At 63.7% G+C, this 26,969-nt stretch carries 32 protein-coding genes; 14 read left to right on the top strand and 18 right to left on the bottom strand.

Annotated elements, in window-relative coordinates; translation table 11 throughout:
* Positions 1-253: 253 nt before the first annotated feature.
* Complete coding sequence (locus AC2CQI_RS27685; RefSeq protein ID WP_484578487.1) at positions 254-709, top strand: GNAT family N-acetyltransferase; 456 nt, start codon at positions 254-256, stop codon at positions 707-709.
* On the opposite strand, the gene def is transcribed toward AC2CQI_RS27685, so the two are convergent.
* The 3 genes from def to AC2CQI_RS27670 form a co-directional block, all read right to left on the bottom strand.
* Positions 661-1,200, bottom strand: coding sequence for a peptide deformylase (gene def / locus AC2CQI_RS27680; RefSeq protein WP_484578486.1), 540 nt, complete (start codon positions 1,198-1,200; stop codon positions 661-663). The genes AC2CQI_RS27685 and def overlap by 49 nt on opposite strands.
* Entirely contained in the window at positions 1,190-2,164 is a 975-nt protein-coding gene (locus tag AC2CQI_RS27675; RefSeq protein ID WP_484578485.1) for a YihY/virulence factor BrkB family protein, read from the bottom strand. The genes def and AC2CQI_RS27675 overlap by 11 nt, the downstream gene beginning before the upstream one ends.
* Positions 2,165-2,300: 136 nt before the next feature.
* Entirely contained in the window at positions 2,301-2,480 is a 180-nt protein-coding gene (locus AC2CQI_RS27670; RefSeq protein ID WP_075806071.1) for a CsbD family protein, read from the bottom strand.
* A 297-nt stretch (positions 2,481-2,777) separates the two neighbouring features.
* On the opposite strand from AC2CQI_RS27670, the gene AC2CQI_RS27665 reads away from it, so the two are divergent.
* A complete protein-coding gene (locus tag AC2CQI_RS27665) occupies positions 2,778-3,155 on the top strand; it encodes a hypothetical protein (protein ID WP_075806073.1) in 378 nt (125 codons plus the stop codon).
* A gap of 21 nt (positions 3,156-3,176) precedes the next feature.
* Here AC2CQI_RS27665 and AC2CQI_RS27660 read toward each other — a convergent pair whose 3' ends face one another.
* Positions 3,177-4,013, bottom strand: coding sequence for a CvfB family protein (locus AC2CQI_RS27660; RefSeq protein ID WP_075806074.1), 837 nt, complete (start codon positions 4,011-4,013; stop codon positions 3,177-3,179).
* Positions 4,014-4,178: 165 nt separating this feature from the next.
* Here AC2CQI_RS27660 and AC2CQI_RS27655 point away from each other — a divergent pair, with 165 nt between their 5' ends.
* Both AC2CQI_RS27655 and AC2CQI_RS27650 read left to right on the top strand, forming a co-directional pair.
* A complete protein-coding gene (locus tag AC2CQI_RS27655) occupies positions 4,179-5,045 on the top strand; it encodes a DUF6279 family lipoprotein (RefSeq protein ID WP_484578484.1) in 867 nt (288 codons plus the stop codon).
* A gap of 133 nt (positions 5,046-5,178) precedes the next feature.
* On the top strand, positions 5,179-5,802 hold the full coding sequence (locus AC2CQI_RS27650; RefSeq protein WP_484578483.1) for a hypothetical protein: 624 nt from the start codon (positions 5,179-5,181) through the stop codon (positions 5,800-5,802).
* A 347-nt stretch (positions 5,803-6,149) separates the two neighbouring features.
* On the opposite strand, the gene aceK is transcribed toward AC2CQI_RS27650, so the two are convergent.
* Entirely contained in the window at positions 6,150-7,880 is a 1,731-nt protein-coding gene (gene aceK, locus AC2CQI_RS27645; RefSeq protein WP_484578482.1) for a bifunctional isocitrate dehydrogenase kinase/phosphatase, read from the bottom strand.
* A gap of 100 nt (positions 7,881-7,980) precedes the next feature.
* Between aceK and AC2CQI_RS27640 the strand changes: the two genes are divergently transcribed.
* On the top strand, positions 7,981-8,889 hold the full coding sequence (locus AC2CQI_RS27640; RefSeq protein ID WP_484578481.1) for a DMT family transporter: 909 nt from the start codon (positions 7,981-7,983) through the stop codon (positions 8,887-8,889).
* Here AC2CQI_RS27640 and AC2CQI_RS27635 read toward each other — a convergent pair.
* From AC2CQI_RS27635 to cysK, 4 genes are all read right to left on the bottom strand, one after another.
* Positions 8,846-9,715, bottom strand: coding sequence for a DMT family transporter (locus tag AC2CQI_RS27635; protein ID WP_484578480.1), 870 nt, complete (start codon positions 9,713-9,715; stop codon positions 8,846-8,848). The genes AC2CQI_RS27640 and AC2CQI_RS27635 overlap by 44 nt on opposite strands.
* A gap of 95 nt (positions 9,716-9,810) precedes the next feature.
* Complete coding sequence (locus AC2CQI_RS27630; protein ID WP_484578479.1) at positions 9,811-9,945, bottom strand: hypothetical protein; 135 nt, start codon at positions 9,943-9,945, stop codon at positions 9,811-9,813.
* 148 nt (positions 9,946-10,093) lie between these two features.
* On the bottom strand, positions 10,094-11,029 hold the full coding sequence (locus AC2CQI_RS27625; protein WP_075806080.1) for an aspartyl/asparaginyl beta-hydroxylase domain-containing protein: 936 nt from the start codon (positions 11,027-11,029) through the stop codon (positions 10,094-10,096).
* Positions 11,030-11,299: 270 nt separating this feature from the next.
* A complete protein-coding gene (gene cysK, locus AC2CQI_RS27620; protein WP_484578478.1) occupies positions 11,300-12,274 on the bottom strand; it encodes a cysteine synthase A in 975 nt (324 codons plus the stop codon).
* A 127-nt stretch (positions 12,275-12,401) separates the two neighbouring features.
* Here cysK and AC2CQI_RS27615 point away from each other — a divergent pair, with 127 nt between their 5' ends.
* The 3 genes from AC2CQI_RS27615 to AC2CQI_RS27605 all read left to right on the top strand — a co-directional run bounded on the left by AC2CQI_RS27615 (position 12,402) and on the right by AC2CQI_RS27605 (position 15,658).
* Positions 12,402-13,475, top strand: coding sequence for a DUF748 domain-containing protein (locus AC2CQI_RS27615; RefSeq protein ID WP_075806082.1), 1,074 nt, complete (start codon positions 12,402-12,404; stop codon positions 13,473-13,475).
* A gap of 139 nt (positions 13,476-13,614) precedes the next feature.
* Complete coding sequence (locus AC2CQI_RS27610; protein ID WP_075806083.1) at positions 13,615-14,460, top strand: AAA family ATPase; 846 nt, start codon at positions 13,615-13,617, stop codon at positions 14,458-14,460.
* A gap of 19 nt (positions 14,461-14,479) precedes the next feature.
* Entirely contained in the window at positions 14,480-15,658 is a 1,179-nt protein-coding gene (locus AC2CQI_RS27605) for a vWA domain-containing protein (protein ID WP_075806084.1), read from the top strand.
* Positions 15,659-15,750: 92 nt separating this feature from the next.
* On the opposite strand, the gene AC2CQI_RS27600 is transcribed toward AC2CQI_RS27605, so the two are convergent.
* The 6 genes from AC2CQI_RS27600 to AC2CQI_RS27575 are packed head-to-tail and all read right to left on the bottom strand — an operon-like array spanning position 15,751 to position 19,944.
* The gene (locus AC2CQI_RS27600) at positions 15,751-16,671 is read right to left on the bottom strand and encodes a 5-oxoprolinase subunit C family protein (RefSeq protein ID WP_484578477.1); all 921 of its coding nucleotides are present in this window, start codon (positions 16,669-16,671) and stop codon (positions 15,751-15,753) included.
* Positions 16,668-17,363, bottom strand: a complete 696-nt coding sequence (pxpB, locus tag AC2CQI_RS27595) for a 5-oxoprolinase subunit PxpB (protein WP_484578476.1) — start codon at positions 17,361-17,363, stop codon at positions 16,668-16,670. Before pxpB ends, AC2CQI_RS27600 begins: the two co-directional genes overlap by 4 nt.
* Complete coding sequence (locus AC2CQI_RS27590; protein WP_484580673.1) at positions 17,360-18,085, bottom strand: 5-oxoprolinase subunit PxpA; 726 nt, start codon at positions 18,083-18,085, stop codon at positions 17,360-17,362. The genes pxpB and AC2CQI_RS27590 overlap by 4 nt, the downstream gene beginning before the upstream one ends.
* 52 nt (positions 18,086-18,137) lie before the next feature.
* Positions 18,138-18,659: a DUF2937 family protein gene (locus AC2CQI_RS27585; RefSeq protein WP_075806088.1), complete on the bottom strand. Its 522-nt coding sequence runs from the start codon at positions 18,657-18,659 to the stop codon at positions 18,138-18,140.
* A 10-nt stretch (positions 18,660-18,669) separates the two neighbouring features.
* Positions 18,670-19,446, bottom strand: coding sequence for a class II glutamine amidotransferase (locus tag AC2CQI_RS27580; RefSeq protein ID WP_075806089.1), 777 nt, complete (start codon positions 19,444-19,446; stop codon positions 18,670-18,672).
* A 15-nt stretch (positions 19,447-19,461) separates the two neighbouring features.
* Complete coding sequence (locus AC2CQI_RS27575) at positions 19,462-19,944, bottom strand: MFS transporter (protein WP_075806090.1); 483 nt, start codon at positions 19,942-19,944, stop codon at positions 19,462-19,464.
* Positions 19,945-20,026: 82 nt separating this feature from the next.
* Here AC2CQI_RS27575 and AC2CQI_RS27570 point away from each other — a divergent pair, with 82 nt between their 5' ends.
* Entirely contained in the window at positions 20,027-22,078 is a 2,052-nt protein-coding gene (locus AC2CQI_RS27570) for a S9 family peptidase (RefSeq protein WP_484578475.1), read from the top strand.
* Between the two features lie 84 nt (positions 22,079-22,162).
* Positions 22,163-22,636, top strand: a complete 474-nt coding sequence (locus AC2CQI_RS27565; RefSeq protein ID WP_075806092.1) for a Crp/Fnr family transcriptional regulator — start codon at positions 22,163-22,165, stop codon at positions 22,634-22,636.
* On the opposite strand, the gene AC2CQI_RS27560 is transcribed toward AC2CQI_RS27565, so the two are convergent.
* On the bottom strand, positions 22,633-22,902 hold the full coding sequence (locus tag AC2CQI_RS27560; protein WP_075806093.1) for a hypothetical protein: 270 nt from the start codon (positions 22,900-22,902) through the stop codon (positions 22,633-22,635). The genes AC2CQI_RS27565 and AC2CQI_RS27560 overlap by 4 nt on opposite strands.
* A 124-nt stretch (positions 22,903-23,026) precedes the next feature.
* On the opposite strand from AC2CQI_RS27560, the gene AC2CQI_RS27555 reads away from it, so the two are divergent.
* The 3 genes from AC2CQI_RS27555 to AC2CQI_RS27545 all read left to right on the top strand — a co-directional run bounded on the left by AC2CQI_RS27555 (position 23,027) and on the right by AC2CQI_RS27545 (position 24,360).
* Positions 23,027-23,398, top strand: coding sequence for a YajD family HNH nuclease (locus tag AC2CQI_RS27555; protein ID WP_075806094.1), 372 nt, complete (start codon positions 23,027-23,029; stop codon positions 23,396-23,398).
* 61 nt (positions 23,399-23,459) lie between these two features.
* Positions 23,460-23,930, top strand: a complete 471-nt coding sequence (locus AC2CQI_RS27550) for an RNA methyltransferase (RefSeq protein ID WP_075806095.1) — start codon at positions 23,460-23,462, stop codon at positions 23,928-23,930.
* 67 nt (positions 23,931-23,997) lie between these two features.
* Entirely contained in the window at positions 23,998-24,360 is a 363-nt protein-coding gene (locus AC2CQI_RS27545) for a YgaP family membrane protein (protein ID WP_075806096.1), read from the top strand.
* A gap of 114 nt (positions 24,361-24,474) precedes the next feature.
* Here AC2CQI_RS27545 and AC2CQI_RS27540 read toward each other — a convergent pair whose 3' ends face one another.
* Together AC2CQI_RS27540 and AC2CQI_RS27535 are read right to left on the bottom strand one after the other, a co-directional pair.
* A complete protein-coding gene (locus AC2CQI_RS27540) occupies positions 24,475-25,695 on the bottom strand; it encodes a hypothetical protein (protein ID WP_484578474.1) in 1,221 nt (406 codons plus the stop codon).
* 36 nt (positions 25,696-25,731) lie between these two features.
* Positions 25,732-26,181, bottom strand: a complete 450-nt coding sequence (locus AC2CQI_RS27535; protein WP_075806098.1) for a YcgN family cysteine cluster protein — start codon at positions 26,179-26,181, stop codon at positions 25,732-25,734.
* Positions 26,182-26,336: 155 nt separating this feature from the next.
* Here AC2CQI_RS27535 and AC2CQI_RS27530 point away from each other — a divergent pair, with 155 nt between their 5' ends.
* Positions 26,337-26,930: a nitroreductase family protein gene (locus AC2CQI_RS27530; RefSeq protein WP_075806099.1), complete on the top strand. Its 594-nt coding sequence runs from the start codon at positions 26,337-26,339 to the stop codon at positions 26,928-26,930.
* The last annotated feature ends 39 nt before the right edge of the window (positions 26,931-26,969 follow it).

Raw genomic sequence — 26,969 nt, 5'->3', positions numbered from 1 at the left:
GGGCCTTTAAAGCAATCGAACCAACAGATTGACTTCATATGCCGAAGTGGCGCGGAGAAGTTGTTATATCAGTGACATAACACGAAGTACCGATCCCGTTGGAACTTGTTGAGTGGGGATGCGCTTAGTTTACTGATCTGCTAACTTCGTTGAATCATCGAGCCTGACATTCACTATTACCATTCCTGCAACAATAGACACAAACCCTTACCCCACGGGAAATGCTGAAAAAGCCCGTTCCAGAGCCATCGCCGTGCCAAAAACCGACCCAATTCGCTGTGCCTGCCTCTCAGCCACCGAGCGGCCACTGCTGAACAAGTTCTACAAAATCCATGGCTCGGCGATGCGTACCAGCGATGCCGGCGAGGTCTGGGTGGCGCGTGCAGGAGAAATCATCGGCGGTTTGAGCCTGACGCCTGTGCCAGACGGACAATGGCTGACCGGCCTGCTGGTAGCGCCGGACTGGCGCGGGAAAGGTGTGGCGCGGTTGCTGATCGACCACGCCTGCGGGGCGGAGCGGACCTGGCTGTTCTGCCACCCGGACCTGCAAGGCTTCTACGAGCGTCTCGGCTTCGTGGTGAACGAGGATCTACCGCAGACCCTCGCCGATCGCCTGGCCCGCTATCGGCGCAGCAAGCCGCTACTGGCGATGGTTCGCGATCAGCCGTCGGCAGCCGGGTCCAGCCCGGGGAACAGCACCTCGGTGTAGCCGAAGCGGCTGAAGTCATGAATCCGCGACGGGTACAGGCGCCCGATCAAATGATCGCACTCATGCTGCACCACCCGCGCATGGAAGCCATCGGCGGCACGGCGGATCGGCTGCCCCTGCGGATCGACCCCTTCATAGAAAATATGCTTGTAGCGGCTGACCACGCCGCGTAGCCCCGGCACCGACAGGCAACCTTCCCAGCCCTCCTCCAGCTCGGTGCTGGTGGGTGTGATCAGCGGGTTGAGGAGGATGGTCTGCGGCACCGGCTCGGCGTCCGGGTAGCGCTCGCTGCGCTCGAAGCCGAAGATCACCAGTTGCAGGTCGACACCGATCTGCGGTGCGGCCAGGCCGACACCGCCGACATGGCGCATGGTCTCGAACATGTCGTCGATCAGTTGCTGCAACTCGGCACTGCCGAACAGGTGCTCGGGCACCGGCGGGGCGATACGCAGCAGGCGCTCGTCGCCCATCTTGAGGATTTCACGAATCATGGGGGGTCCGGCTCACAGGTTCTGCCTCGGCGGCCGGGGCATGATCGCGGCCCAGCCCGGAAACCTGGTTTGTAGCACGTTCCGGGGCGCCATCACCGGGTTCTTTTTCCCCGGGATCCTTGCCCTCTGCCGACATATGTTCGATCACCGCATTCATTTCCGCCCCCAGCAGCAGCACCGCCGCAGAAATGTAGAAGTACAGGAGCAGGACGATGATCGCCCCGATGCTGCCGTACATGGCGTTGTAGTCGGCGAAGGTCTTCACGTAGTAGCCGAAGCCCAGGGACGCGATGATCCACACCACCACCGCCAGCACCGAACCGGGGGTGATGAAGCGGAATTCCTGCTTCACATCGGGCATCACGTAGTAGATCAGCGCCACCGCTACCATCATAAGCGCCACGATGGCCGGCCAGCGCGCCACGGTCCAAAGGGTGACGATGATGTCCTCCATGCCCACTTGCGAGGCCACCCAGCCCATCACCTGCGGCCCCAGCACCATCAGCGCGGCAGCGGCCAGGAGCATGCCGGCGATGCCCACGGTGTAGAACACCGACAGCGGAATGCGCTTCCACACCGGGCGCCCCTCGACCACGTCGTAGGCAGCGTTCATCGCGCTCATCATCAGGCGTACGCCGGCCGAGGCGGTCCACAGGGCGATAACGATACCCACCGAAAGCAGGCCGCCCTTGGATTGCTGGAGCTGGTCGATCACCGGGTTGACCTGTTCCAGCGCCTGCGGCGGCAGGACCAGTTCCGATTGCAGGCGCAGCCACGAGAAGAAGTCCGGCAGGTGCAGGAAACCGATCAGGGCGATGAGGAACAGCAGGAAGGGGAACAGCGAGAACAGCATCTGGTAGGCCAGCGCCGACGCATAGGTGGACATCTCGTCGTCGAGGAATTCCTTGACGGTTCGCACCAGTACGCGGTGGACCGGCAGACCGCGTAGATGGGTAAGTCTCATTGGCGTCTCCTTGCGCAGCCTGAAGCTCGTTTACAAAACAGTCTAATAGACCCTGCACACAAGGTTGCGATTCCCTCCTGCGTGCAAAAAAAACGGCCATCCATGGATGGCCGTCTTCGTCTGGCCCGCGGGCCGGTCAAGGCTTCTTCACGGCATCCTTGACCTTGCCCACGGTTTGCTGGGCTTCGCCCTTGAGCTCCTGGGCCTTGCCTTCGGCACGGAGTTTGTCGTTGTCAGTCGCCTTGCCGACGCCTTGCTTGATATTGCCGACCGCTTCGTTGGCCATGCCTTTGACTTTGTCTTTGGTGCCACTCATGGGATTTCTCCTTAACGGGATAGTCGGAATCGACAATGAGTGGAGTGCCTGGCGAAGCGGGGAGTTTCATTTATTTTCAGCAGGGTAGATCAAGAGCACGCTGCGCCCCTGTGGGAGCGGGTTCACCCGCGATTACGGTAGTGAATCCACCATAGCAATCGCGGCGGTTCGGCGGTCCGATAAACCCGCTCCCACAGGGTCAGCGACATGCCCAGCCATTGCGAACAGCGGCTTTATGTTTCAGCCCATTCCCCGCAAAATAGCCGACCTTTCCAAGCGTCACTGCAGGACACCCGCATGAAACTCGACAAGACCACCGCCATCGCCCGCCGCAACGAGGCGCTGGGGACTCCCGTGCTGAACAGCGACAACACCCTGTTCGCCGTGCTCGACAGCAAGCGCAGCCTGTGGTGGTTCGATGTTCCGGTGGCCTGGCTGCGCAAGAACAGCGACTTCGTCAACCTGCTGCTGCACACCCCCGAGACCGACAAGCTGCAGCACCTGAAGGTGCCGGTGCGCGACCTGCGGACCCACCAGGAAAAGCTGGAAGTACGCAACGCCGGCAAGCGCCGCGCCACAATCAGCCTGGCGCTGTCGGCCGACCGTGACTCGCTGCTGCGCGACCTGCGCCCGGGTGGCGACAACCTGGACTTCTCCGGTTATCGCCAGCGCTGAGGCGTTCTTGCGAACCTGAAATCAGGCCAGTTCGATGCGGTTGTCGTGAATCACGATCTGACCGCTCTTGTACAAGGCGCCAATGGCCTTCTTGAAGTTGCCCTTGCTGACCCCGAACATGTCGCTGATCACCTGCGGGTCGCTCTTGTCGTTGAGCGGCAGCACGCCATTGGCGGCCTTCAGCTTGGCCAGGATCTGCTCGTGCAGGCTGCTGGCCGCACCCTCGCCGATCGGCTGCAGGCTCAGGGCGATCTTGCCGTCATCGCGGATTTCCTTGATGTAGCCCTTCTCCTGCTTGCCCGAACGCAGGAACTTGAACACTTCGTTCTTGTGGATCAGGCCCCAGTGCTGGTTGTTGATGATGGCCTTGAAGCCCATCGGGCTCTCTTCCACCACCAGCAGATCGACCTGCTGGCCGACCCGGTAGTTGGCCGGGGCCTTGTCCAGGTAGCGATCCAGCTTGGCGGTCGCGGTGATGCGGCGGGTGCGGCGGTCGAGGTAGACGTGCACTACGCAGTACTCGCCGGCGCGCATCTGGCGCTTTTCCTCGGAGTACGGCATCAGCAGGTCCTTGGGCAGGCCCCAGTCGAGGAAGATGCCGATGCTGTTGATCTCGACCACCTTGAGGCTGGCGAACTGGCCGACCTGGACCTTGACCTTCTCGGTGGTGGCGATCAGCTTGTCCTCGCTGTCGAGGTAGACGAAGACGTTCAGCCAGTCCTCGATCTCGCTCGGTGCATCCTTGGGGATATAGCGCTTGGGCAGGAGGATCTCGCCCTCCGCGCCGCCATCCAGGTACAGACCGAAGTCCGTGTGCTTGACCACCTGCAAAGTGTTGTAACGCCCAACTGAAGCCATGTTCGAAATCCTCGCTGCGAGGCGCGCATTCTACACGCGATCCGTGACGATCACCCTGCGCTTCGGCAGTTTTGCCGCCGAATCCGGCGAATTGGCATCGGCTTGAACCCCATCGGCCGAACCTGCTCTATAAACACTGAGTACGCCACTGCAAGGACGCTGATCATGTCCGTTCGTCTATTCCGCTGCTTGCGCCCGGTCCTGCTGATGCTTGCCAGCCTCGTGCTGCTGTCCTGCACGCGCCTGGACTTGGCCTACCGCAACCTCGACGTACTGGTGCCCTGGTCGCTCAGCGACTACCTGGACATGAACCGCCAGCAGAAGAACTGGCTGAACCAGCGCGTCAAGGAAGAACTGTCCTGGCACTGCAAGACCCAGTTGCCCGGCTACCTCGGCTGGCTCGACAACATCCGCCAGATGGTTGCCAGCAACCAGGTCACCGACCAGCAACTGCAGGCGCGCACCGAGGAAGCCCGCGCGGCCGTCAGCCGGGTCGCCGAGCAGATCACCCCATCGGCGGCGCAATTGCTGCGGGGCATGGACGATGAGCAGGTGCGCGAGATGCGCGAAAACTTCGCCAAGGACATCGAGGAGCGCCAGGCCAAGTACGTGAAGACCCCGCTGGCGCAGCAGATCGCCGAGCGTGGCGAACGCATGGAGAAACGCCTGTCGCCCTGGTTCGGCGGCCTCAGCCCGCAACAAAAGGACCGGGTCGCCTCATGGTCGGCGCAACTGGGCGAACAGAACCGCGCCTGGATCGCCAACCGCGCTCATTGGCAGGCTCAGTTCAGCAACCTGATGGACCAGCGCCACAGCGACAACTTCGAACCGCGCCTGGGCGAGCTGCTCAAGGACCGCGAGCGCTTCTGGACCCCGGAATACCGCATCGCCTTCGCCAATACCGAACAGCAGCTGCGCAGCCTGCTGGTAGACCTGATGGCCCAGAGCAGCGAGCAGCAGCGCCAGCAGCTGGATCAGCGGCTGGGCAAGGTGCGCAGGGACTTCAGTGAGTTGAAGTGCCTGAAGAGCTAGAAAGCCGTCATCAGCCTGATTCAGGAGCCTTTGAGGACCTCTTGTCTTGTTGACTAATTGACAAATTGACCATTAAGTCATTTCTTTGTAGCCTTGAGTCATCCCTTCTGATGAGTCCTCTCGGAGGCTTCACATGGTCACTGCTACTGCCCAGGCGATAGAGCCATCCAGAAAAACACTGGAGGCAGATCTGCTCCGCCGCTTCAAGCAACACCTTGCAAAATTGCCGGAAACGGTACTGGCAAAGGCGGCTGCACTTTCCGACGACAAGGCTTTTGTCGAGGTCGCCAAGGTAAAGCGTGAAAAGACCCGTAGCGTGGCGACGCGCAATCAGGAAGCAATGGCACGCATGAAAGCCCGGGCATTTTCCCGAGTGGAAGAGCGCTGTGATCTGCTTGAGAGCAAAGAAGCCTATGAAATATTGGGCATATCCAAGCAGGCATTGAGCCAGAAGGCCCAGACCGGCCAACTTGCCGTCTACACCAACACCGGCAACCGTCGAAAATACTACCCGGCCTTTCAGTTCGAGAAAAACAACGTCAGACCTGTCATTGCCAAACTGATTGCAGAACTCAATATCGACCCGGCGGACGTCGAGGCCATGAATCTATTTGTTCAGCATCTGGTTTCGAAGGTGGATTACTCCAACCCTGGCGAGCCAGACAATGTGCTGCCGCGCTTCGAGCTTTTGGGGGACGAGAACGCCCTTGAGATCATCAAGCGGGACTATCTGAATGCGTTTGAGCAAGGCCAATAAAAGCGGGCCTTCCTGACTCCTGCACAGATATCTATCCATTTTGCGTCGACGCGCAGATCTACGACCGACGCAGTTCCGGTAGCGGTAGGAGCGTGGCTTGCCCGCGAAGGGCCGCAAAGCGGCCCCAAAACCTTCCTGCACAAGCTATGTACGGGCCGATGTTCTGCATTCAGCGCCTGCTTGACCTCAGTACCCCAAATGCTCGGCGTGGCAGGTTTGGGGACCGCTAACGCGGTCCTTCGCGGGCAAGCCACGCTCCTACCAGCCCTGCCTACCGGTGCAGGGAACCATTGTTCGGTCCAAGCATAGGCTTGCATCGAAGAACGCTTCGCAAAGTCATACGGGCGCTAAGCACCAACCTCATCCCGCTCCTTGCGCCGATACGGAAACACATCGATCACCTTCCCCGCGCGGATCTTGTCCTGCAGCCCCTTCCAGTAATCGGCGTCATACAGCTCGCCATGCAACTGGCTGAACAGCCGGCGCTGGCCGAAATCGGCGAAGAGGAACGGCGGGAATTCTTCGGGGAACACATCATGCGGCCCGATGGAATACCACGGTTCACTGGACATCTCTTCCTCGGGGAAGCGCGGCGGCGGGATATGGCGGAAGTTGGCCTCGGTCAGGAAGGTGATCTCGTCATAGTCGTAGAACACCACCCGGCCATGACGGGTGACGCCGAAGTTCTTCAGCAGCATGTCGCCCGGGAAGATGTTCGCCGCCGCCAGTTGCTTGATCGCCAGGCCGTAGTCATCCAGCGCCTCGCGGACCTGGGCGTCGTTGGCGTTTTCCAGGTAGAGGTTGAGCGGGGTCATGCGCCGCTCGGTCCAGCAGTGGCGCACCAGCACGGTATCGCCCTCCAGGGCCACCGTGGACGGCGCGACCTCCAGCAGTTCCGCCAGACAATCCGGCTCGAACTTGCTCACCGGGAAGCGGAAATCGGAGAACTCCTGGGTATCGGCCATGCGCCCGACCCGGTCGACACTCTTCACCAGACGGTATTTCTCGATCACCGTGGCGCGGTCGACGTTCTTCGACGGCGAGAAGCGGTCCTTGATGATCTTGAATACGGTATTGAAGCCCGGCAGGGTGAACACGCTCATGACCATGCCGCGCACGCCCGGGGCCATGATGAAACGGTCATCGGTGCTCGCCAGGTGGTTGATCAGCGCCCGGTAGAACTCGGACTTGCCGTGCTTGTAGAAACCGATCGAGGTGTACAGCTCGGCAATGTGCTTGCCCGGCAGGATGCGCTTGAGGAAGCCGACGAACTCCGCCGGCACCGGCACATCCACCATGAAATAGGAACGGGTGAAGGAGAAGATGATCGACACATCGGCTTCGTCGGTGATCAGCGCGTCGATCTCGATGCCCTGGCCTTCGCGGTGCAGCAGCGGGATCACCAGCGGCCATTGTTCGTCGCGGGTGAAGATGCGTCCGACCAGGTAGGCGCCCTTGTTGCGGTACAGCACCGGGGAAAACAGTTCGACCTGCAATTCCGGGTCCTTGCACACCCAGTCCGGCAGGTGCTCGCGCAGTTGCGCTTCCAGGCGCGCCAGGTCGCCAGGCAGGTCGGCGTAGGGCACGTCGAAGCGGTAGTCCTCGAAAATCTTCGCCAGCAGCGCGGATAGCTGCCCGTCGGGGCGGTAGATGCGGGTCTGCGCTGCCCGCTCATGAGCCCGCAACGACGGCCGGGTGGTGTGGATGAACATGCAGCCGTCGCTGATCAGGTCATGGCTGAACAGGCTGCAGAAGATCGAGTTGTACCAGGTCTCCGACAGCTCATCGTCCAGGCGCGGGTCGATCAGCTTGATATAGGCGCTTTTCACCAGTGGCCACAGCGATACGTCCAGCAGCACCTCGTCCTCGAAGGCCTTGCGCAGGCCCTCGGTGACCTCGGACACCTTCTCTTCATAGAGATTGATCCGCGCCGCCGCGGCGCTCTGGATCTGCTGCCAGAGGGCCTTTTCGAAGCGTTCGCGGGCGCCGTCGGTAATCTGCCGGAAGTGCTCGCGGTAGTTGTCGAAACCCTCGAGGATCATCCGGGCGATATCGGTGGCCGGCCATGGCTGGGGCATATCAGGACCTCTGGCAGAAGGACGAAAGCCTGAGAGTACCCGCAGCCAATTGCGCTGCACAGGGGTACACTCCCTTCCCCGTTCCTGCCCGGAGAATCCCGTGAGTCCCATCGCCCTGTCCCGTCTGCTGATCCTCGCCGCAGTCTGGGGCGCCAGCTTTCTGTTCATGCGCATCATCGCGCCGGTGCTGGGCACGGTGCCGACCGCGTTCTTCCGGGTGACCATCGCCTGCGCCGGCCTGCTGGTGATCCTCGCCCTGATGCGGGTGCGCTGGGATTTCCAGGGCAAGTTCAAGGTGGCCCTGGTGCTGGGGATGATCAACTCGGGGATTCCCGCGACCCTGTACTCGGTGGCCGCCCAGGTGCTGCCGGCTGGCTATTCGGCGATCTTCAACGCCACCACGCCGCTGATGGGCGTGCTGATCGGCGCACTGTTCTTCCATGAGGCGATGACCCTGCCCAAGCTGGCGGGGATCTTCCTCGGCCTTCTCGGCGTGGGGATCCTCAGTGGTGCAGGCCCGGTGGCCTTTGACATGAAGCTGCTGCAAGGCGCCCTCGCCTGCCTCGGCGCGACCACCTGCTACGGTTTTTCCGGCTTTCTCGCCCGGCGCTGGCTGGACCAGCGCGGCGGCCTCGACAGCCGCCTGTCCGCGCTGGGCAGCATGATGGGCGCCAGCCTCCTGCTGACGCCGCTGTTCGCCTGGAGCGTCGCCAGCCAGCCACCGGCCAGCTGGGGTGGCTGGTCGGTATGGCTGTCGCTGCTCGGCCTGGGCCTGCTGTGCACCGCCTTCGCCTACATCCTGTACTTCCGCCTGATCAGCGAGATCGGCCCGGTGAAATCCTCCACCGTGACCTTCCTCATCCCCGCCTTCGGCGTGCTCTGGGGTGCCTGGCTGCTGGACGAACCGCTGTCCACCGCACACCTCTACGGTGGACTGCTGATCGGCCTGGCCCTGTGGCTGGTGCTCAAGCCCGCGCGGGCTGGCGGAACACGAACAGCAACCCGATAACGATCAGGGCCATGCCCAACAGGCTCAGGGCCGCGAGGCGGTTGCCGAAGATCAGGTAGTCCATCACCGCGGTCACCGCCGGCACCAGGTAGAACAGGCTGGTGACATTGACCAGGTTGCCGCGGGCGATCAGGCGGTACAGCAGCAAGGTCGCCAGCACCGAGACCACCAGGCCCATCCACGCCACGGACAGCAGGAACTGCGGGTTCAGGTTCACCTCAAGGGGCTGGAACGGCGCGAACAGCGCGCACAGCAGCAGCCCCGCCAGGTACTGCAGCGGCAGGGTGCCGAGGGGCTCGCGGGTGATGCGCTTCTGCATGATCGAGCCGCCGGTCATGCTCGCCAGCGCCAGCAAGGCGAAGAGCATCCCGGACCAGGACATCCCGCCCAGGCCGATGCCCTGCCAGACCACCAGGATCAGCCCCGTCAGGCCCAGGCACAGGCCGAACAGCCGGCTCCAGGAGCGCCGGCGCTCCATCAGGACCACGGTCAGGATGGGTTGCACGCCCATGACCGTGGCCATGACCCCGGGGGTGACCCTCATGTCCAGCGCCAGCAGATAGAAGATCTGGTAGGCACCGAGCAGGATCGCGCCGGTCAGCAGGGCCTGGCGGATGGCCGCAGGCTCGCGGGGCCAGCGCAGCTTGAGCAATGGGCTCAGGAGCACGAGGGCGCCAAGGGCCAACAGGAAGCGGATCAGCAGGAAGGCGAAGGGTGTCGCCTGGGCCAGCCCCAGTTTCGAAACGATCGCGCCGCTGCTCCAGAGCAGGACGAACAGGCTGGTGGTGGCCGCCGAGGCCACGGAAGTTTTGTGCAGGAAAGACATGGATTTGCCACCTGTATTCGGGCAAGAAAGCCGAACGGACGGACTGCGGGGAGCAGCCGGCCGGATTCAGAAACGTTGGGGATGTGCAGCGGGCTTCAGCCCACTACCACCACGGCCACGACGGTTCCGACAGGTGGATACTGGCTGGTTGCCAACTGCTGGAACCCGCGCACGGCAACCACCGCGTCGGGCGCGGTAGGCAGTACTGGGGTTACAGGGGAAGCTGGCATGAGCGAGTCTTCGGGTGAGATGCAGAGGATCGGGACTATAGGCCTGGCATTTTGATAGTGCAAGCCTCGAGGGCCTCATCGCTGGCAAGCCAGCTCCCACAGGGTTTGTGGGAGCTGGCTTGCCAGCGATGAGGCCCTCGAAGTCGAATCAGAACAACCAGCGGTACAACAAATAAGCCACCACCACGGCCAACACCGGCCGCAACACCCGGTAAGCCTTCGGATTGGCCCGCTTGAAGGTCTTCACCCGGGCACTGATGACATTGCTGAACTTCTTGCTCCAGGCATACGCCTGGTTGATCCCGCCAACCCGCTCGTCATCGGTGTTCTGCGGCGCGGTGGCGCGGCCGAGGAAGGCACTGACCTTGCGGTTGACCTTGGTCATGAACGGGCTGCTCAGCGGACGCTCGACGTCGCAGAACAGGATCACCCGGGTCACGTCGGTCTCGTTCTTGACCCAATGCACGTAGGTCTCGTCGAACATCACGTCCTCACCGTCGCGCCAGGCGTAAGGCTGCCCGTCGACGTAGATCCGGCAGTTGTCCGAGTTCGGCGTGGTCAGGCCCAGGTGATAGCGCAGCGAACCGGCGAACGGATCGCGGTGCGGGTTCAGGTGGCTGCCACCCGGCAGCAGGGCAAACATCGCGCCCTTGACGTTGGGAATGCTGTTGACCAGTTCGACGGTCTTCGGGCACAGCGCCTCGGCCGAGGGCAGGGCCTTGTCGTACCACTTCAGGTAGAAACGCTTCCAGCCCTTCTTGAAGAACGAACCGAAACCGGCGTCGTTGTCCTTCTCGGCGGCGCGGATGTAACCCTCGTCGAACAGGTGCATGGCCTCTTCGCGGATGGTTTCCCAGTTGTTCTTCAGCACGTCCAGCTCAGGGAAGCGCTCGCGGTCCAGGTACGGCTTGGACGGCACGCCGGAGAACAGGTACATCAGCGAGTTGTACGGGGCGAACAGCGCCGAATGGTTGACGAACTGGCGCAGCACCGGCAACCGGGCCTTGCCGCGCAGGTGCACGTACAGGACGCTGCCGAAGAACAGCAGCAGCACGCCTGCCTTGGCGACAAAGGAAAAAGTCATTCAATGCTCCTGGAAATCTCGTTCAGGCCGGGGGCCGGAAATCGTCCATGATAAACCGAACAGGCCCCGACAAGAACAACCGGGGCCTGATAGACAGTGTTGGGGATTTTGTAACAACCGTCGGGAGGGTGCATTGTCCCGGGTCAAGCTGTGAACTCACCGGCCTCATCGCTGGCAAGCCAGCTCCCACAGGGATCGCGTGCACCGCTGAACCTGTGGGAGCTGGCTTGCCAGCGATGAGGCCATCAGCCACAACACAAAGGCTTGTGCTTACTGCTGGTTCTCCTGCTCGGTGAACAGGTCACTGAACAGCATGCTCGACAGATACCGCTCACCCGAGTCCGGCAGGATCACCACGATCGTCTTGCCCTGCATCTCCGGCTTCTCTGCCAGGCGCACGGCCGCCGCCATGGCCGCACCGCAGGAAATCCCGCAGAGAATCCCCTCTTCCTGCATCAGGCGCAGGGCCATGGCCTTGGCCTCGTCGTCGCTGACCAGCTCGACCTGGTCGACGATCGACAGGTCGAGGTTCTTCGGCACGAAACCGGCGCCGATGCCCTGGATCTTGTGCGGGCTCGGCTTGATCTCTTCACCGGCCAGCGCCTGGGTGATCACCGGCGAGGTGATCGGCTCCACGGCCACGGACAGGATCGCCTTGCCCGCAGTGTTCTTGATGTAACGCGAAACACCGGTGATGGTGCCGCCGGTACCGACGCCAGCCACCAGCACATCCACCGCACCATCGGTGTCGTTCCAGATCTCCGGGCCGGTGGTCTTCTCGTGGATCGCCGGGTTGGCCGGGTTGTCGAACTGCGCCGGCATGAAGTACTTCTCCGGATCGCTGGCGAGAATCTCCTTGGCCTTCTCGATCGCGCCCTTCATGCCCTTGGCCGGCTCGGTCAGAACCAGTTCCGCGCCCAGCGCCTTGAGCACCTTGCGCCGCTCGATGCTCATCGACGACGGCATGGTCAGCACCAGCTTGTAGCCACGGGCCGCAGCGACGAAGGCCAGGCCGATACCGGTGTTGCCCGAGGTCGGCTCGACCAGGGTCATGCCCGGCTTGAGCTTGCCGCTGCTTTCGGCGTCCCAGACCATGTTCGCGCCGATCCGGCATTTGACCGAATACCCGGGGTTGCGCCCTTCGATCTTGGCCAGGATGGTTACCCCGCGCGGGGCGATGCGGTTGATCTGCACCAGCGGCGTATTGCCGATGGAATGGGCGTTGTCAGCGAAGATACGGCTCATGGCAGGGGGTCCTTTTGGCACCGAGCGAAAAGCTCAAGGGTAAGCCTGCCATGGGGGTGCGTCTACCCCGGTAGAACTCCGTGCAACTGACTGCGGTCAACCTTTCATCCGGGATCTGGAGCATCCGATGAAACGTCGCTATCGCTGGCCACTGGCAGGCCTGGCCGGCCTTCTCCTGCTGCTGCTCGCCCTGCACCTGTCACTGCCCTGGCTGGTGCGCGACTACCTCAACGGCAAGCTCGCCGACATGGGCGACTATCGCGGCCAGATCGCCGACGTTGACCTGGCCTGGTGGCGCGGCGCCTACAAGATCAACGGCCTGACCATCGTCAAGACCAGCGGCAAGGTGCCAGTGCCGCTGCTCGACGCGCCGGTGATCGACCTGTCGGTGAGCTGGCATTCGCTGTGGTACGACCATGCCGTGGTCGGCGAGGTGACTTTCCTGCGCCCCGAACTGAACTTCGTCGACGGCGGCAACCAGCAGGCCTCGCAGACCGGCCAGGGCACCAACTGGCGGCAACAGTTGGAGAAACTGCTGCCCATCACCCTCAACGAAGTGCTGATCCAGGACGGCACCCTGACCTTCCGCAACTTCAACTCCAAGCCGCCGGTGGACCTCAAGGCCAGGCAGCTCAACGCCAGCATCCACAACCTGACCAACGTGGTGGACAAGGAAGGCCGGCGCGACGCCAGCTTCGACGGCAAGGCCCTGCTCTTCGGCGATGCCCCGGTGGAAAGCAATGCCACCTTCGACCCGCTGAGCAACTTCGAGGACTTCCAGTTCCGCCTGCGCGCCACCGATATCCAGTTGCGCCGCCTCAACGACTTCGCCAGCGCCTATGGCAAGTTCGACTTCAAGGCCGGCCATGGCGACGTGGTGATCGAGGCCCAGGCCGAGAAAGGCCGGCTGACCGGCTATATCAAGCCGCTGCTGCGCGATGTCGAAGTGTTCGACTGGCAGCAGGACGTGGAGAACAAGGACAAGAACATCTTCCGCTCGGTCTGGGAGGCGCTGGTCGGCGCCACCGAGACGGTGCTGAAGAACCAGCCGAAAAACCAGTTCGCGACCAGGGTCGAGCTGTCCGGCAGCGTGCACCAGAGCGACGTCAGTACCTTCGAGGCCGTCCTGCAGATCCTGCGCAACGGCTTTATCCAGGCGTTCAACGCACGGTACGAGCGTTCGCCGCCCAAGTCTGACTGAGTCACCGAGTGACGGCCCATTCAGAGACTGAATGGGCCGTCTGCGTTCCCACTCCCGTAGGAGCGCGGGTATAGTCGCGTATGACATTTTTCTGCCGGATGGGTCATTGCCCGGCATCCGTATTCATGAGGATGGACAGATGAAGTTCGAAGGCACCAGCGCATACGTCGCCACAGACGACCTGAAACTGGCGGTCAACGCGGCGATCACCCTGGAGCGGCCACTGCTGGTCAAGGGCGAGCCAGGCACCGGCAAGACCATGCTCGCCGAGCAACTGGCGGCCTCCTTCGGCGCAAAACTGATCACCTGGCACATCAAGTCCACCACCAAGGCCCACCAGGGCCTCTACGAATACGATGCGGTCAGCCGCCTGCGCGACTCGCAACTGGGCGTGGACAAGGTCCACGACGTGCGCAACTACCTGAAGAAGGGCAAGTTGTGGGAGGCCTTCGAGGCCGAGGAGCGGGTGATCCTGCTGATCGACGAGATCGACAAGGCCGATATCGAGTTCCCCAACGACCTGCTGCAGGAACTCGACAAGATGGAGTTCTACGTCTACGAGACCGACGAGACCATCAAGGCCAAACAGCGCCCGATCATCATCATTACCTCGAACAACGAGAAAGAGCTGCCGGACGCGTTCCTGCGCCGCTGCTTCTTCCACTACATCGCCTTCCCCGACCGCGACACCCTGCAGAAGATCGTCGACGTGCACTACCCGAACATCAAGAAGGACCTGGTCAGCGAAGCGCTGGACGTGTTCTTCGACGTGCGCAAGGTCCCGGGCCTGAAGAAAAAGCCGTCCACCTCCGAACTGGTCGACTGGCTCAAGCTGCTGATGGCCGACAACATCGGCGAGGCGGTGCTGCGCGAGCGTGATCCGACCAAGGCCATCCCGCCGCTGGCCGGCGCGCTGGTGAAGAACGAACAGGACGTGCAACTGCTCGAGCGCCTGGCCTTCATGAGCCGCCGCGGCAACCGCTGAGGCCACGGGGGCGATCGCCATGCTGCTCAATCTGTTCAATGAAATGCGCGCGGCCAAGGTGCCGGTGTCGGTGCGTGAACTGCTCGACCTGATCAATGCCTTGCAGAAGCGCGTCACCTTCGCCGACATGGACGAGTTCTACTACCTGTCGCGGGCGATCCTGGTCAAGGACGAACGGCATTTCGACAAGTTCGACCGGGCCTTCTCCGCCTACTTCAAGGGCCTGGAGAACCTCGATCAGCATCTGGAAGCGCTGATTCCGGAAGACTGGCTGCGCAAGGAGTTCGAGCGCCAGCTGACCGATGAGGAGCGCGCGCAGATCCAGTCCCTGGGCGGGCTGGACAAGCTGATCGAGGAATTCAAGAAGCGCCTGGAAGAACAGAAAGGCCGCCACGCCGGCGGCAACAAATGGATCGGCACCGGCGGTACCAGCCCGTTCGGCTCGGGCGGTTTCAACCCTGAGGGCATTCGCGTCGGCGATGCCGGCAAGCGCCAGGGCAAGGCGGTCAAGGTCTGGGACCAGCGCGAGTACAAGAACCTTGACGACCAGGTCGAACTGGGCACCCGCAACATCAAGCTGGCCCTGCGCCGGCTGCGCAAGTTCGCCCGCCAGGGCGCGGCGGACGAGCTGGATATCGACGGCACCATCGACCACACCGCCCGCGATGCCGGCCTGCTCAACATCCAGATGCGCCCGGAACGGCGCAACAGCGTGAAGCTGTTGCTGCTGTTCGATATCGGCGGCTCGATGGATGCCCACGTGAAGATCTGCGAGGAGCTGTTCTCGGCATGCAAGACCGAGTTCAAGCACCTGGAGTACTACTACTTCCACAACTTCGTGTACGAGTCGGTGTGGAAGAACAACCTGCGCCGCACCTCGGAGCGCACCTCGACGATGGACCTGCTGCACAAGTACGGCGCCGACTACAAGGTGGTGTTCGTCGGCGATGCGGCCATGGCGCCCTACGAGATCACCCAGCCGGGAGGCAGCGTCGAGCACTGGAACGAAGAGGCGGGGTATGTGTGGATGCAACGCTTCATGGAGAAATTCAAGAAGCTTATCTGGATCAACCCGTATCCGAAGGACACCTGGAACTACACGTCATCGACCAATATCGTCCGCGAGCTGATCGAGGACCGGATGTACCCGCTGACCTTGCGGGGGTTGGAGGAAGGGATGAGGTTCCTCTCCAAGTAGGAGGGTATTCTTGAGGGCCTCATCGCTGGCAAGCCAGCTCCCACAGGGATCGCTGAACCTGTGGGAGCTGGCTTGCCAGCGATGAGGCCCTATCAGCCAGCAAACCTCTTGAGCCATGCCTGCATTTCAGCCCAGGCCAATTCCTGCACCACCGCCCTGAACCTCACCCGCTCCCCGGGCAAGCACTGCGCCAGCCGCGCCAGCGCCAACGGCGTCAACGCCCCCAGCCGCGGATACCCGCCAATCGTCTGCCGGTCATTGAGCAACACGATCGGCTGCCCGTCGGGCGGCACCTGCACCGCGCCCAGTGGAATGCCCTCGGAGATCATCGGCCGGCCCTGATAACGCAACGCCGGCCCAAGCAACCGAATGCCCATTCGATCCCCACGACTGTCCAGCTCCCAGGGATTGTTGAACGCATCGAACAGACCCTGCCCGCTGAACTCGCCCAACTGAGCGCCCATCACCAGATCCAGGCACGGCTCGCCATCCAGTCGCGGACGCAGCACCTCAGGCACTTCCCCACGCCCCGCCGAAGCTCCGGCAAAGCGCAATTCATCACCCTTTACCAGCGCCCGCCCTGCCCCATCCGGCCCGCCCAGCTCCTCGCGAACCACGGTGGCAGCACTGCCCAGCACCCGGGGGGCCTCGAAACCACCCGGCGCCGCCAGATAGGCCCGCGCACCGAGTAATGGCTGGCTGAATTGCAGGCGCTGGCCCTTGCGCAGGACGAAACTGCGCCACGGTTTCAACGGCTCGCCATCGACCCGCACATCCAGATCAGCCCCCGCGAGCGCCAGGCAGCAATCCGCTTCAGCCACCACGGCAAACCCGCCCAGGGTGATTTCCACCACCGCGGCCTGCGCCGGATTATTCAGCAGCCAGTTGGCCCAGCGCGCCGACACCCAGTCCAGCGCACCGCCCTGGGTAACGCCGAGATGGCGCACACCGAAACGCCCCTGGTCCTGTAGCTGGCACAACGGCGTGCTGGCCTCGATCCGCAGACGGCTCATGGCTGTTCCTCCAGCGGCGAGTCGTCACCACCCAGCTTGATGAATTCATCCCGCTCAATGGCCACGAAGCGCACCCGGTCACCCGGTTGCAGCAGGCTGTAGCCATCGCGCTCGCGATCGAACAGCGGCGCCGGGGTACGCCCGATCAGGTTCCAGCCGCCCGGCGACAAGGCCGGATAGGCCGCCGTCTGCCGCTCGGCAATCCCCACGCTGCCCGCCGCCACGCGCTTGCGCGGTGTGGCCAGGCGCGGAGAGGCGAGGGATTCCTCGACCAGGCCCATGAAGGCAAAACCCGGCGCGAAACCCAGGGCGAAGACCTGATACTCGCGCCCGGTATGACGCCGGACGATCTCGCTTTCCGTAACCCCGCAGCGCGCCGCCAGGACCTTGAGTTCCGGGCCGACGCTGGCGTCGTACCACGCCGGGATCTCCATCAGGCGCCCCGCCCCGCCGCTGTCCGGCTGCAGATCGCGCAGCGCTTCGCCGATCAGGCTGCGGGCCTCGGCAGGCGAGCAGTCGAACTGGATCATCAGCGTGGTATAGGACGGCACCAGCTCCACCAGCCGCTCGCCGAACACCGCGCGTACCCGCTGGCTGGCAGCAAGCATCCACGGCATATGGGCTTCGTCGATGGCGTCGAACAGACGCAGCATCAGGCAGTCGATGGCGACCGCTTCGATCCTTGGCTTCATGGGGTTTTCAGGGCATCCAGGGCCTGACGGATCTGGCGCACGGCGGCCAGGGAGCTGGCGTTGTCGCCATGCACGCAGAGGGTCTGGGCCTGCAGGGTCACGGCGCTGCCGTCATTGGCGGTCAGCGCTTCGCCACGGGCCAGGCGCAGGGCCTGTTCGACGATCAACGCCGGGTCGTGATGCACCGCTCCCGGCAGGCGTCGGGAGACCAGATGGCCGGCAGAATCATAGGCACGGTCGGCAAACGCTTCGAACCACAGCGGCACACCGATTTCAGCGCCCAACGCCCGAGCCGCACTGTCGTCGGCGGTTGCCATCAACATCAGTGGCAGTTGCGGATCATAGGCCGCCACGGCCTCGAGCATGGCGCGCAGCTTGCCGTGGTCGGCCATCATGTCGTTGTACAGCGCACCATGGGGTTTGACGTAGGCGACGCGGGTGCCCTGGGTCCGGCAGATACCGTCCAGCGCACCGATCTGGTAATGCAGCAGGTCGCGGATTTCCTCGTGGCTGCAGGCCATGGAGCGGCGGCCGAAACCGGCCAGGTCCTGATAGGCAGGATGGGCGCCGATATTCACCTGGTGCTTCACCGCCAGGGCCACGGTCTGGCGCATGATCCCGGGGTCGCCGGCATGGAACCCGCAGGCGATATTGGCGCAATCGACGAAAGGCATGACCTCGGCATCCAGACCCATGGTCCAGTTGCCGAAGCTTTCGCCCATATCGCAGTTCAGTAGCAGACGGCTCACGGCGGGCTCCCGTCAGATGTTGAAGTTAGCGCCAGCTCGGCTGCACGGCCTTGCGCCGGCCACCCATGATCACCCAGCCGATCAGCAGGAGGACGCTTTCCACCACCAGGGCGAAGAGCAGCGCACAGCTCAGCCCCCAGGTCGCGGCCTCGGGGGTGAGCAGAATCTGGTAGCTGTAGCCCTTGAACGTCTCTTCGCGGATCGCCGGGTCCGGCTGGGTCAGCACATGCAGGGTGCGACCGAACCAGCCGCCTTGCAGCGCCTGCCATTCGCTTTCGAGCATGCGGTTGCGGCTGACCAGGCTGTCGATGCTCTCGGCATCGCTCTGGAACACCGGGTCTTCACTGGCGCGGTAATGCCGCACCAGGGCCTGGAGGTCGCCATTGAAGAAGCGCTGGGCAGTCTGCTGGAAGCCCTTCAGGCCTTCGCGGGACTCCAGCAGATGGGCTTGCACCCGCTGGCTGTAGTCATTGATCAGGCCGGGCACCTGGACGCCCAGCAACAGACCACAGGTGAACAACATCAACCGCAGGTAGCTTCTGAGCATCGGCTCGTCCTTAGCTGGTCTGGCCCTTGGCGATGCATTCGCCTTTGCGCCACAGGCCCCACTGGCCAGGCTCGTAGCGGTTCCAGGTTTCGTTTTCGGTCAGCGCTTCGGTGGTGATGACCGTGACCACGTCGTTGGGCGTGGTTTCGGCATGGAAGTCGACGATCATGTCCACATCCTTGAGCCGCGCCGGGCCGAACGGTGCCCGCCGGGTGATCTGCACCAGCTTGGTCGAACAGAAGCAGAACAACCAGTCGCCGTCGCTGAGCAGGCAGTTGAACACGCCCTTGCCGCGGTATTCGGCGCAGGCCTGTTCCAGCACCGGCAACAATTCTTCCACTTCCACAGGTTCCGGGAAGGCTTCGCGGATGCGGTTGAGCAAATCGCAGAAGGCCGCTTCGCTGTCGGTGTCGCCAATCGGCCGGTAGAAGCTGGTCAGGCCGTTGAAGTCGGCGAGCTGGCCGTTGTGCGCGAAGCACCAGTTGCGCCCCCACAGCTCGCGGACGAACGGGTGGGTGTTGGACAGGCAGACCTTGCCGACGTTGGCCTGGCGGATATGCCCGATCACCACTTCGCTCTTGATCGGGTAGCGCTGCACCAGGTTGGCGACTTCCGACTCGCAGCTCGCTGCCGGGTCCTGGAACACCCGCAGGCCACGGCCTTCGTAGAAACCGATGCCCCAGCCATCGCGGTGCGGGCCGGTCCGCCCGCCGCGCTGCATCAGGCCGGTGAAGCTGAAGACGATGTCGGTGGGGATATTGGCACTCATGCCGAGGAGTTCACACATGCTCGGTCGCTCCGGTTACAGACGCGGTTCGAGACGCTGGCGCGGGCCACCCTGCGGCGGCTCGGGCGGCTCGTTGCGATAGCGGTCACGGCTGTCCACAGGCTCGGCCAGGACTTCCTCGGCCTCGCGCTTCTTCGCCGCTTCGGCCCGCTCGCGACGCGCCCGGGCCCGGGACTCCAGGGGCAGGCGGATGGCGACGAAGATCAGGTACAGGGCAAAGGCGATCATGCCGTACATGGCCAGGTCCGCCGCGGCACGCCAGACGTTGTTGCCGACCTTGAAGGCCAGGTCCAGGGCGCTGATGGCGATGGCCGGGGCGAAGATGTCCTTGGCCGGGTCGACGATGGTCGGGGTGAACAGCAGCACGGCGACCAGCACCCGCAGCGGCTCGCGCAGCCAGCGCCACATCCAGCTGGTCATGCGCAAGCTCACCCACAGGCAACCCAGGGCGGCCAGGGCATACAGGCCCCAGGCGAGCAGATAGTCGTTTTCGGTCATGGCGTCCGTGGAAGGTAGGCAAACAGGCGCTTATGATAACGATTTTTCCGCGCGCAGGCGCCCCCCAGCCAAGGAACCGCATATGTCCTCTTCCGCCCCAGTCCTTTCCGCCCCCCTCGCCCGCCGGGACGAAGGCGCGGATCCCTATGCCTGGCTGCAGGAACGCGACGCCCCCGAGGTGATGGCCTACCTCGAAGCCGAGAACGCTTTCCAGGAGGCGCAACTGGCCGACCAGGCCGCATTGCGCGAAACGCTGTTCGAGGAAATCAAGGGCCGCATCCTCGAAACCGACCTGTCCCTGCCCTCGCCCTGGGGCCCGTATCTCTACTACACCCGCACCACGGCCGGCGACGAATACCCAAGGCATTACCGCTGCCCGCGTCCGGCCGACGACTCCAATACCGTCGACCAGGACCGCGAGGAACTGCTGCTCGACCCGAACGAACTGGCGGCAGGCGGCTTCCTCAGCCTCGGCGCCTTCAACATCAGCCCGGACCACCAGCGCCTGGCCTACAGCCTGGATACCAGCGGCGACGAGATCTACACCCTGTACGTCAAGGAACTGGCCAGCGGCGCGATCAGCGAGCTGCCGTTCGACGACTGCGACGGCAGCATGACCTGGGCCAACGACAGCCAGACCCTGTTCTTCACCGAACTGGACGATACCCACCGGCCGTTCCGCCTGTTCCGCCACCGTCTGGGCACGGACCAGGCCGAGCAGGTCTTCGAGGAAGCCGACGGGCGTTTCTTCCTGCACTGCTACCGTTCCAGCTCCGAGCGCCAGCTGGTCCTGCTGCTCAACAGCAAGACCACCAGCGAAGCCTGGGCGCTTGATGCCGACACCCCGGAAGGCGCGTTCGCCTGCCTGGCGCCACGGGTCGAAGGCCATGAATACGACGCCGACCACGGCAAGCTCGACGGCGAATGGCGCTGGTTCGTGCGCAGCAACCAGGACGGCATCAACTTCGCCCTGTACCACGCCCCCGGCGACCGCGTGCCGACCCGCGACCTGTGGCAGGTGCTGGTGCCGCACAGCGACACGGTGATGATCGAAGGCCTGACCCTGAATGCCGCCGCCCTGACCCTGAGCCTGCGCGAAGGCGGCCTGCCGATCATCGAAGTGCGCCCGGCGGGCCTGCCGGCCTACCGCGTGCAACTGCCGGACGCCGCCTACAGCCTGTACGTGCAGGACAGCCTGGAATTTGCCAGCGCGCGCATCCGCCTGCGCTACGAGGCGTTGAACCGCCCGGCCCAGGTGCGCCAGCTGGACCTGGCCGATGGCGCCCAGGTGGTGCTCAAGCAGACCCCGGTGCTCGGCGAGTTCGATGCCGACGCCTATGTCAGCCAGCGCCTCTGGGCCCGTGCTGGCGACGGCACCCTGGTGCCGATCAGCCTGGTCCAGCGCCGCGCCGATGTCGGCAAGCCGGTACCGCTGTACCTCTACGGCTATGGCGCCTACGGCGAAAGCCTCGACCCGTGGTTCTCCCACGCACGCCTGAGCCTGCTCAATCGCGGCGTGGCCTTCGCCATCGCCCATGTACGCGGCGGCGGCGAGCTGGGCGAAGCCTGGTACCGCGCCGGCAAGCAGGAGCACAAGCACAACACCTTCAGCGACTTCATTGCCTGCGCCGAGCACCTGATCGCCTCCGGCATCACCCGCGCCGAGCAACTGGCGATCAGCGGCGGCAGCGCCGGCGGCCTGCTGATCGGCGCAGTGCTCAACCAGCGGCCCGAGCTGTTCAAGGTGGCGATTGCCGAAGTGCCGTTCGTCGATGTGCTCAACACCATGCTCGATCCGGAGCTGCCGCTGACAGTCACCGAGTACGACGAGTGGGGCAACCCGGAGGAGCCTGAGGTCTACGAGCGGATCAAGGCCTACGCGCCTTATGAAAACCTCAGCGCCCAGGCCTATCCGTCAATGCTGGTGATCGCCGGCTACAACGACAGCCGCGTGCAGTACTGGGAAGCGGCCAAGTGGGTGGCGAAGCTGCGGGTGACCAGGACCGACACTCATCCACTGCTGCTGAAGACTGAACTGGGCGCTGGCCATGGCGGCATGAGCGGGCGCTACCAGGGCCTGCGCGATGTGGCACTGGAATACGCCTTCGTCCTGAATGAGCTGGATGTGGTGTAAATCTCGTTTTTCGTTGTCTGAGCTTGCGCCGCGACCCGAGTCGCGGTGCGATCTCCCTCGAACCGACAACAAAGACAATATCCGATGCAAGAACCCAGCTTCCTCAACAATGAAATCCGCGACCTGCTGATGGACTGCGGCCTGTTCGACCAGCTCCAGCCCGGCGACTTCGCCGCCGCTGCCGGCTACTTCGCCCTGAGCAGCATGGCCGCTGGCGAAGTGATCTTCCGCGAAGGCGATGCCGGGACCTTCATGGGCATCATCGTTGCCGGCCAGGTGGCGGTGCGCAAGACCGATGCCGAGGGCCACGAAGTGGATATCGCCGTGCTGCGCAAGGGCCGTGCCTTCGGCGAGATGGCCGTGCTCGACGGCGAGCGCCGCTCGGCATCCTGCGTCGCCGCCAGCGACTGCCAGTTGCTCAGCCTGGGCAAGGACGCGCTGGAGAAGATGCTCAACGACGCCCCGAAGATCGCCGCCAAGGTCATCCGGGCCCTGGCGGTGGCGCTGTCGAAACGCTTGCGCATGGCCGACGGGCAACTGCTGGCGCAGCAGGTTTAATTCTTCGGCTTGTCCTTGTCCGGCGGCGGGGTCAGCCCCGGCAGCGGCTGGTCCCTGGGCGGCGCAGGCAGCGGCATGGGCGGCAGCAGGGGGGCACCCGGCTTGCCGTCCGCCCGTTGCGGCGGTGGATTGATTTGCGGATAGGGTGTGGGCGTCGCGGTACCTGGCGCCCCGGGCACCGGCGCGATAACCCGTGGTTGCAGGTCATCGGCCTGCGCCGTGGCCAGGCTGGCAACGCAATACAGCAGGATGCTCGTCAGACGCATGTAAGGCTCCTGGTCGAGGTCATGTCCTACAGACTACTCCGCCATGTAGCGGATTGCCTGCCCAGGACGCAGGACTGGCGCTAAACTGACGGCGAAACCGTGCCAAGCCTGATTAGGTATAAAAATGACTGACGCCTCCTCCGCCGCCGCCACTGCGCGGCTCGACCGCATCCTCGCCGACGCCAAGCGCGACGACGAACGTGGCTATCGCCAGAAAGCCCTGCGCATGTACCCGCACGTCTGCGGCCGCTGCGCCCGGGAGTTTTCCGGCAAGCGCCTGAGCGAACTGACCGTGCACCACCGCGACCACAACCACGACAACAACCCCCAGGACGGTTCCAACTGGGAGCTGCTGTGCCTGTACTGCCACGACAACGAGCACTCGCGCTACACCGACCAGCAGTACTTCAGCGAAGGCTCGCTGAGCACGCCGTCCATCGCCAAGGCCACCCACAACCCCTTCGCCGCCCTCGCCGGGATGCTGAAGAAGGATTGAGGTCGCCCGCCCGTGTCGCCGAGCCCGTATAATCGCGTCTTTTTTGCGAAGGGCCCGGCACGTGGCGAACAAAAGGTACAGCTGCATCGGCCTGTACAACCCCAAATCCCCTGAAAACGTCGGCTCGGTGATGCGCGCCGCCGGCTGCTATGGCGTCAACTCGGTGTTCTACACCGGCAAGCGCTACGAGCGCGCCCGCGACTTCGTCACCGACACCAAGCGGGTGCACTACGACATCCCGCTGATCGGCATCGACGATTTGCAGAAGATCATTCCCCTGGGCTGCACCCCTGTCGCCGTGGAACTGGTGGACGGCGCCCGCCCGCTGCCGGAGTACACCCACCCGGACCGTGCCATCTACATCTTCGGCCCCGAGGACGGCAGCCTCGACGACGACGTGCGCGCCTGGTGCGAAGAAACCATCTACATCCCGACCAATGGCTGCATGAACCTCGCGGCCACGGTCAACGTGGTGCTTTACGACCGCATGGCCAAGGGGCTGAACACCCGTTCCGGGCCGCGCTTCAAGTAAGCGATGGAACGCCGGCCGCGGGCTGGCGGTCTGTTGGCTATCACATCACTCAAGAGGAGAAGCGCTTATGCGCCAGAAGCCAGAGATTCCGGCAACGCCCTTTCAGAGCAATCCGGAACACAATGTCCAGGGCTGGGAACGCGCCGGTTCGGTGTTCACCGGGGTGGTGATGGTGGGCAAGGGCCTGCGTCGCGGCGGGTTGTTCGGGCTGGTCCAGATGGCCATCGGCGGCGCCGTGCTGGCCCGCGGGGTGACCGGGCATTGTTCGGCCAAGAGCCTGCTGGAGAAGGGGCGTCAGGATCTGGACGGGATCCGCGCACGGATCGAGCGTACCGGGAGTGAGCTGAAGTCGTTGAAGGATGCCGCGGAGGCAGCGACCAAGAGTGCCACGGTGACCGGGAATGATTCGCTGGTCAGTCCCAAGCCCTGAGAGTTGCTGTGTTCTCCAGGGCCTCATCGCTGGCAAGCCAGCTCCCACAGGTTTCAGCGGTGTACGCGATACCTGTGGGAGCTGGCTTGCCAGCGATAGGGCCCTGACGGTCGATCACTGAAGCAGCGGACTACGCAAAACCTCGGACTCCCGCCCGATCACACTGTCCGCCAACTGCACGAACTCCGCCGTACTGACACTGTTCATCCGCATCAACGCCCGCACCAGATCATCCAGCGACTGCTTGTTATGGGTATGAATGCGGATCTCCCGGTCCAGCGCCTGCAACAGCAACACCGCACGGGCGATGGTCGCGCTGCTGACCTGATCGCCGCGCAGGCTGGTCACCGCCTTGCCTTCCTTATTCAAACGCGCCTGCAAGGCCTGGTAGCGATCATCACTGAGGCCCCCGGCCCGGCGCAGCAGCTCGGTCGCGTAGTACTCCGCCAGCCCCTCGGTAATCCAGTCACTGCCCTCGCGATCGTTGACCTGGGCAAACACCCGCACCAGTTCGCGCAACAACGGACTGCTGCCGTTCTCGCTGACCAGCGGGCTGGCACTGTTGAGGTAGATCGAGTTGTTCGCCGCCCACGCGCCACGCCACAGGTGCTCACGGGCGCCCACCAGCAGCAGCTTCGGCGGGTTGCGCGGGAACACCGCCTGGTACTGCGGCCAGACGAAGGTCAGCAGCGTGAGTACGTCCATGCGCCGTTGCCCCTGCCCTACCGGTCCGGCCACGCTGACCTCGGTCTCGCCTAGCCGGGCACGCCGGGCCCCGACTGTCCCGGCCAGCATCCAGCCCGTGGGCCGGTCGAACAGGCGCGAGACGTTATCGATACGGAAACGCTGCTTGCCGATCCGCGGCCAGGCGGTCTCGATACTGCCCCAGCCGCTGGGCAGGTCGACCATCAGACGGGCAACCAGTTCGGTGCCGTCCTGCTGGTCCAGGCGTGCCGGCGGCACCAGGTCATCACCACGGAACAGCGCCCAGTTCGCTGCAATACGGCTGTCGTAGCTGCCATTCTTCAGCTTGTGGTTGAGGCGCACCTTGTAGCTCAGGCTGGCCTTGCCCGGCGCCGGCTGCCAGACCCCACGCTGGCTGTCCACCGCCTGCTGCCACGGGCCATCGGCCTTGAAGTCGCTGTACAGACCTTCCTTGCCCAGATCGAAATCCAGGCTGCGCACCTGGGCACCATCGGCCAGGGTCACGCGCACTTCGGCCTGGCCGCTCTGCGGCAACAGGCGCACGTGGTAATCCAGATCGACTTTTTTCGCCCAGGCAGCATTGCTTGCCAACAGCAACACAGCCCATGCCAGAGGGTGACGCACCAGCATTGCCCGACTCCTTGCACGAACGCGGAACGCGCCAGATCAGCTGGCGCGGAATATCAGATAGTCTTCCCAATCATCTTCGGCGACGCTGTTCTCGCTGAGCATCCGCCCGGATTGCGAGATGCGCCGCTTGTGCACCTGCTCGCGGTCACCGCACACCAGATGGTGCCAGTCCGGCAGGTCCTTGCCTTCGCTGACCAGGCGGTAACCGCAGGTCGGCGGCAGCCATTTGAACTGGTCGGCCTTGCCCGGGGTGAGCTGGATGCAGTCCGGCACGTGCTCGAAACGGTTCGGGTAGTCGCTGCACTGGCAAGTCTTGAGGTCCAGCAATTTGCAGGCGATCCGCGTGTAGTAGACGCTGTTGTCGTCTTCGTCTTCGAGCTTTTGCAGGCAGCACAGACCGCAGCCATCGCACAGCGACTCCCATTCGACGGAATCGAGCTGATCGAGGGTCTTGCGGGTCCAGAACGGCGCGGAGCTTGCCAGCATGTTGCGGTGATCCTGTATCAAAATTCTTCGGCCCTGTCGGGCGGCGCCAGTCTAGGACGTGCGCTGCGGCTTTTCCAGACCGCTTGTCAGGGCCGGGGTGACAGTTGTAGTTTTGCAAATCATTTCAATTCTCGTCCCCTGTCCAGGAACCCGCCATGAGCGCCAATCCTCGTATCGCTGACTACGCCATCCATGAACAGTTCATCCAGCGCTGGTCGCCGCGTGCCTTTACCGGCGAGGCGATTTCCGAAGAAACCCTGCTGAGCTTCCTCGAAGCCGCACGCTGGGCGCCGTCGGCCTACAACTCGCAGCCTTGGCGTTTCCTCTACGCTCGCCGCGACACGCCGAGCTGGGAGCGTTACCTGGGCCTGCTCAACGAATTCAATCGCAGCTGGGCGCAGCATGCCTCGGCGCTGGTGATCGTGATCTCCAAGACCACCTTCACCGCCCCGGGCGCCAGTGAAGAAACCCCGGCCCTGTGGCACACCTTCGACACCGGCTCGGCCTGGGGCCACCTGGCGCTGCAGGCCAGCATCAGCGGCTGGCACACCCACGGCATGGCCGGTTTCGATCAGGAACTGACCCGCAAGGAGTTGAAGATTCCCGAAGGCTACGACCTGCACGCGGTAGTGGCGATCGGCAAGCTGGGTGACAAGGCGACCCTGGCTGAATACCTGCAGGCCCGTGAAGTGCCGAGCCCGCGCCGGCCGCTGAACGAGCTGGCGGCCGAGGGTGATTTCACCCTGTAAGCCTCAAGGGCCTCATCGCTGGCAAGCCAGCTCCCACAA

This window comes from Pseudomonas sp. P2S-1 (assembly GCF_057197725.1).
This window is presented reverse-complemented; position numbering and strand designations above follow the sequence as displayed.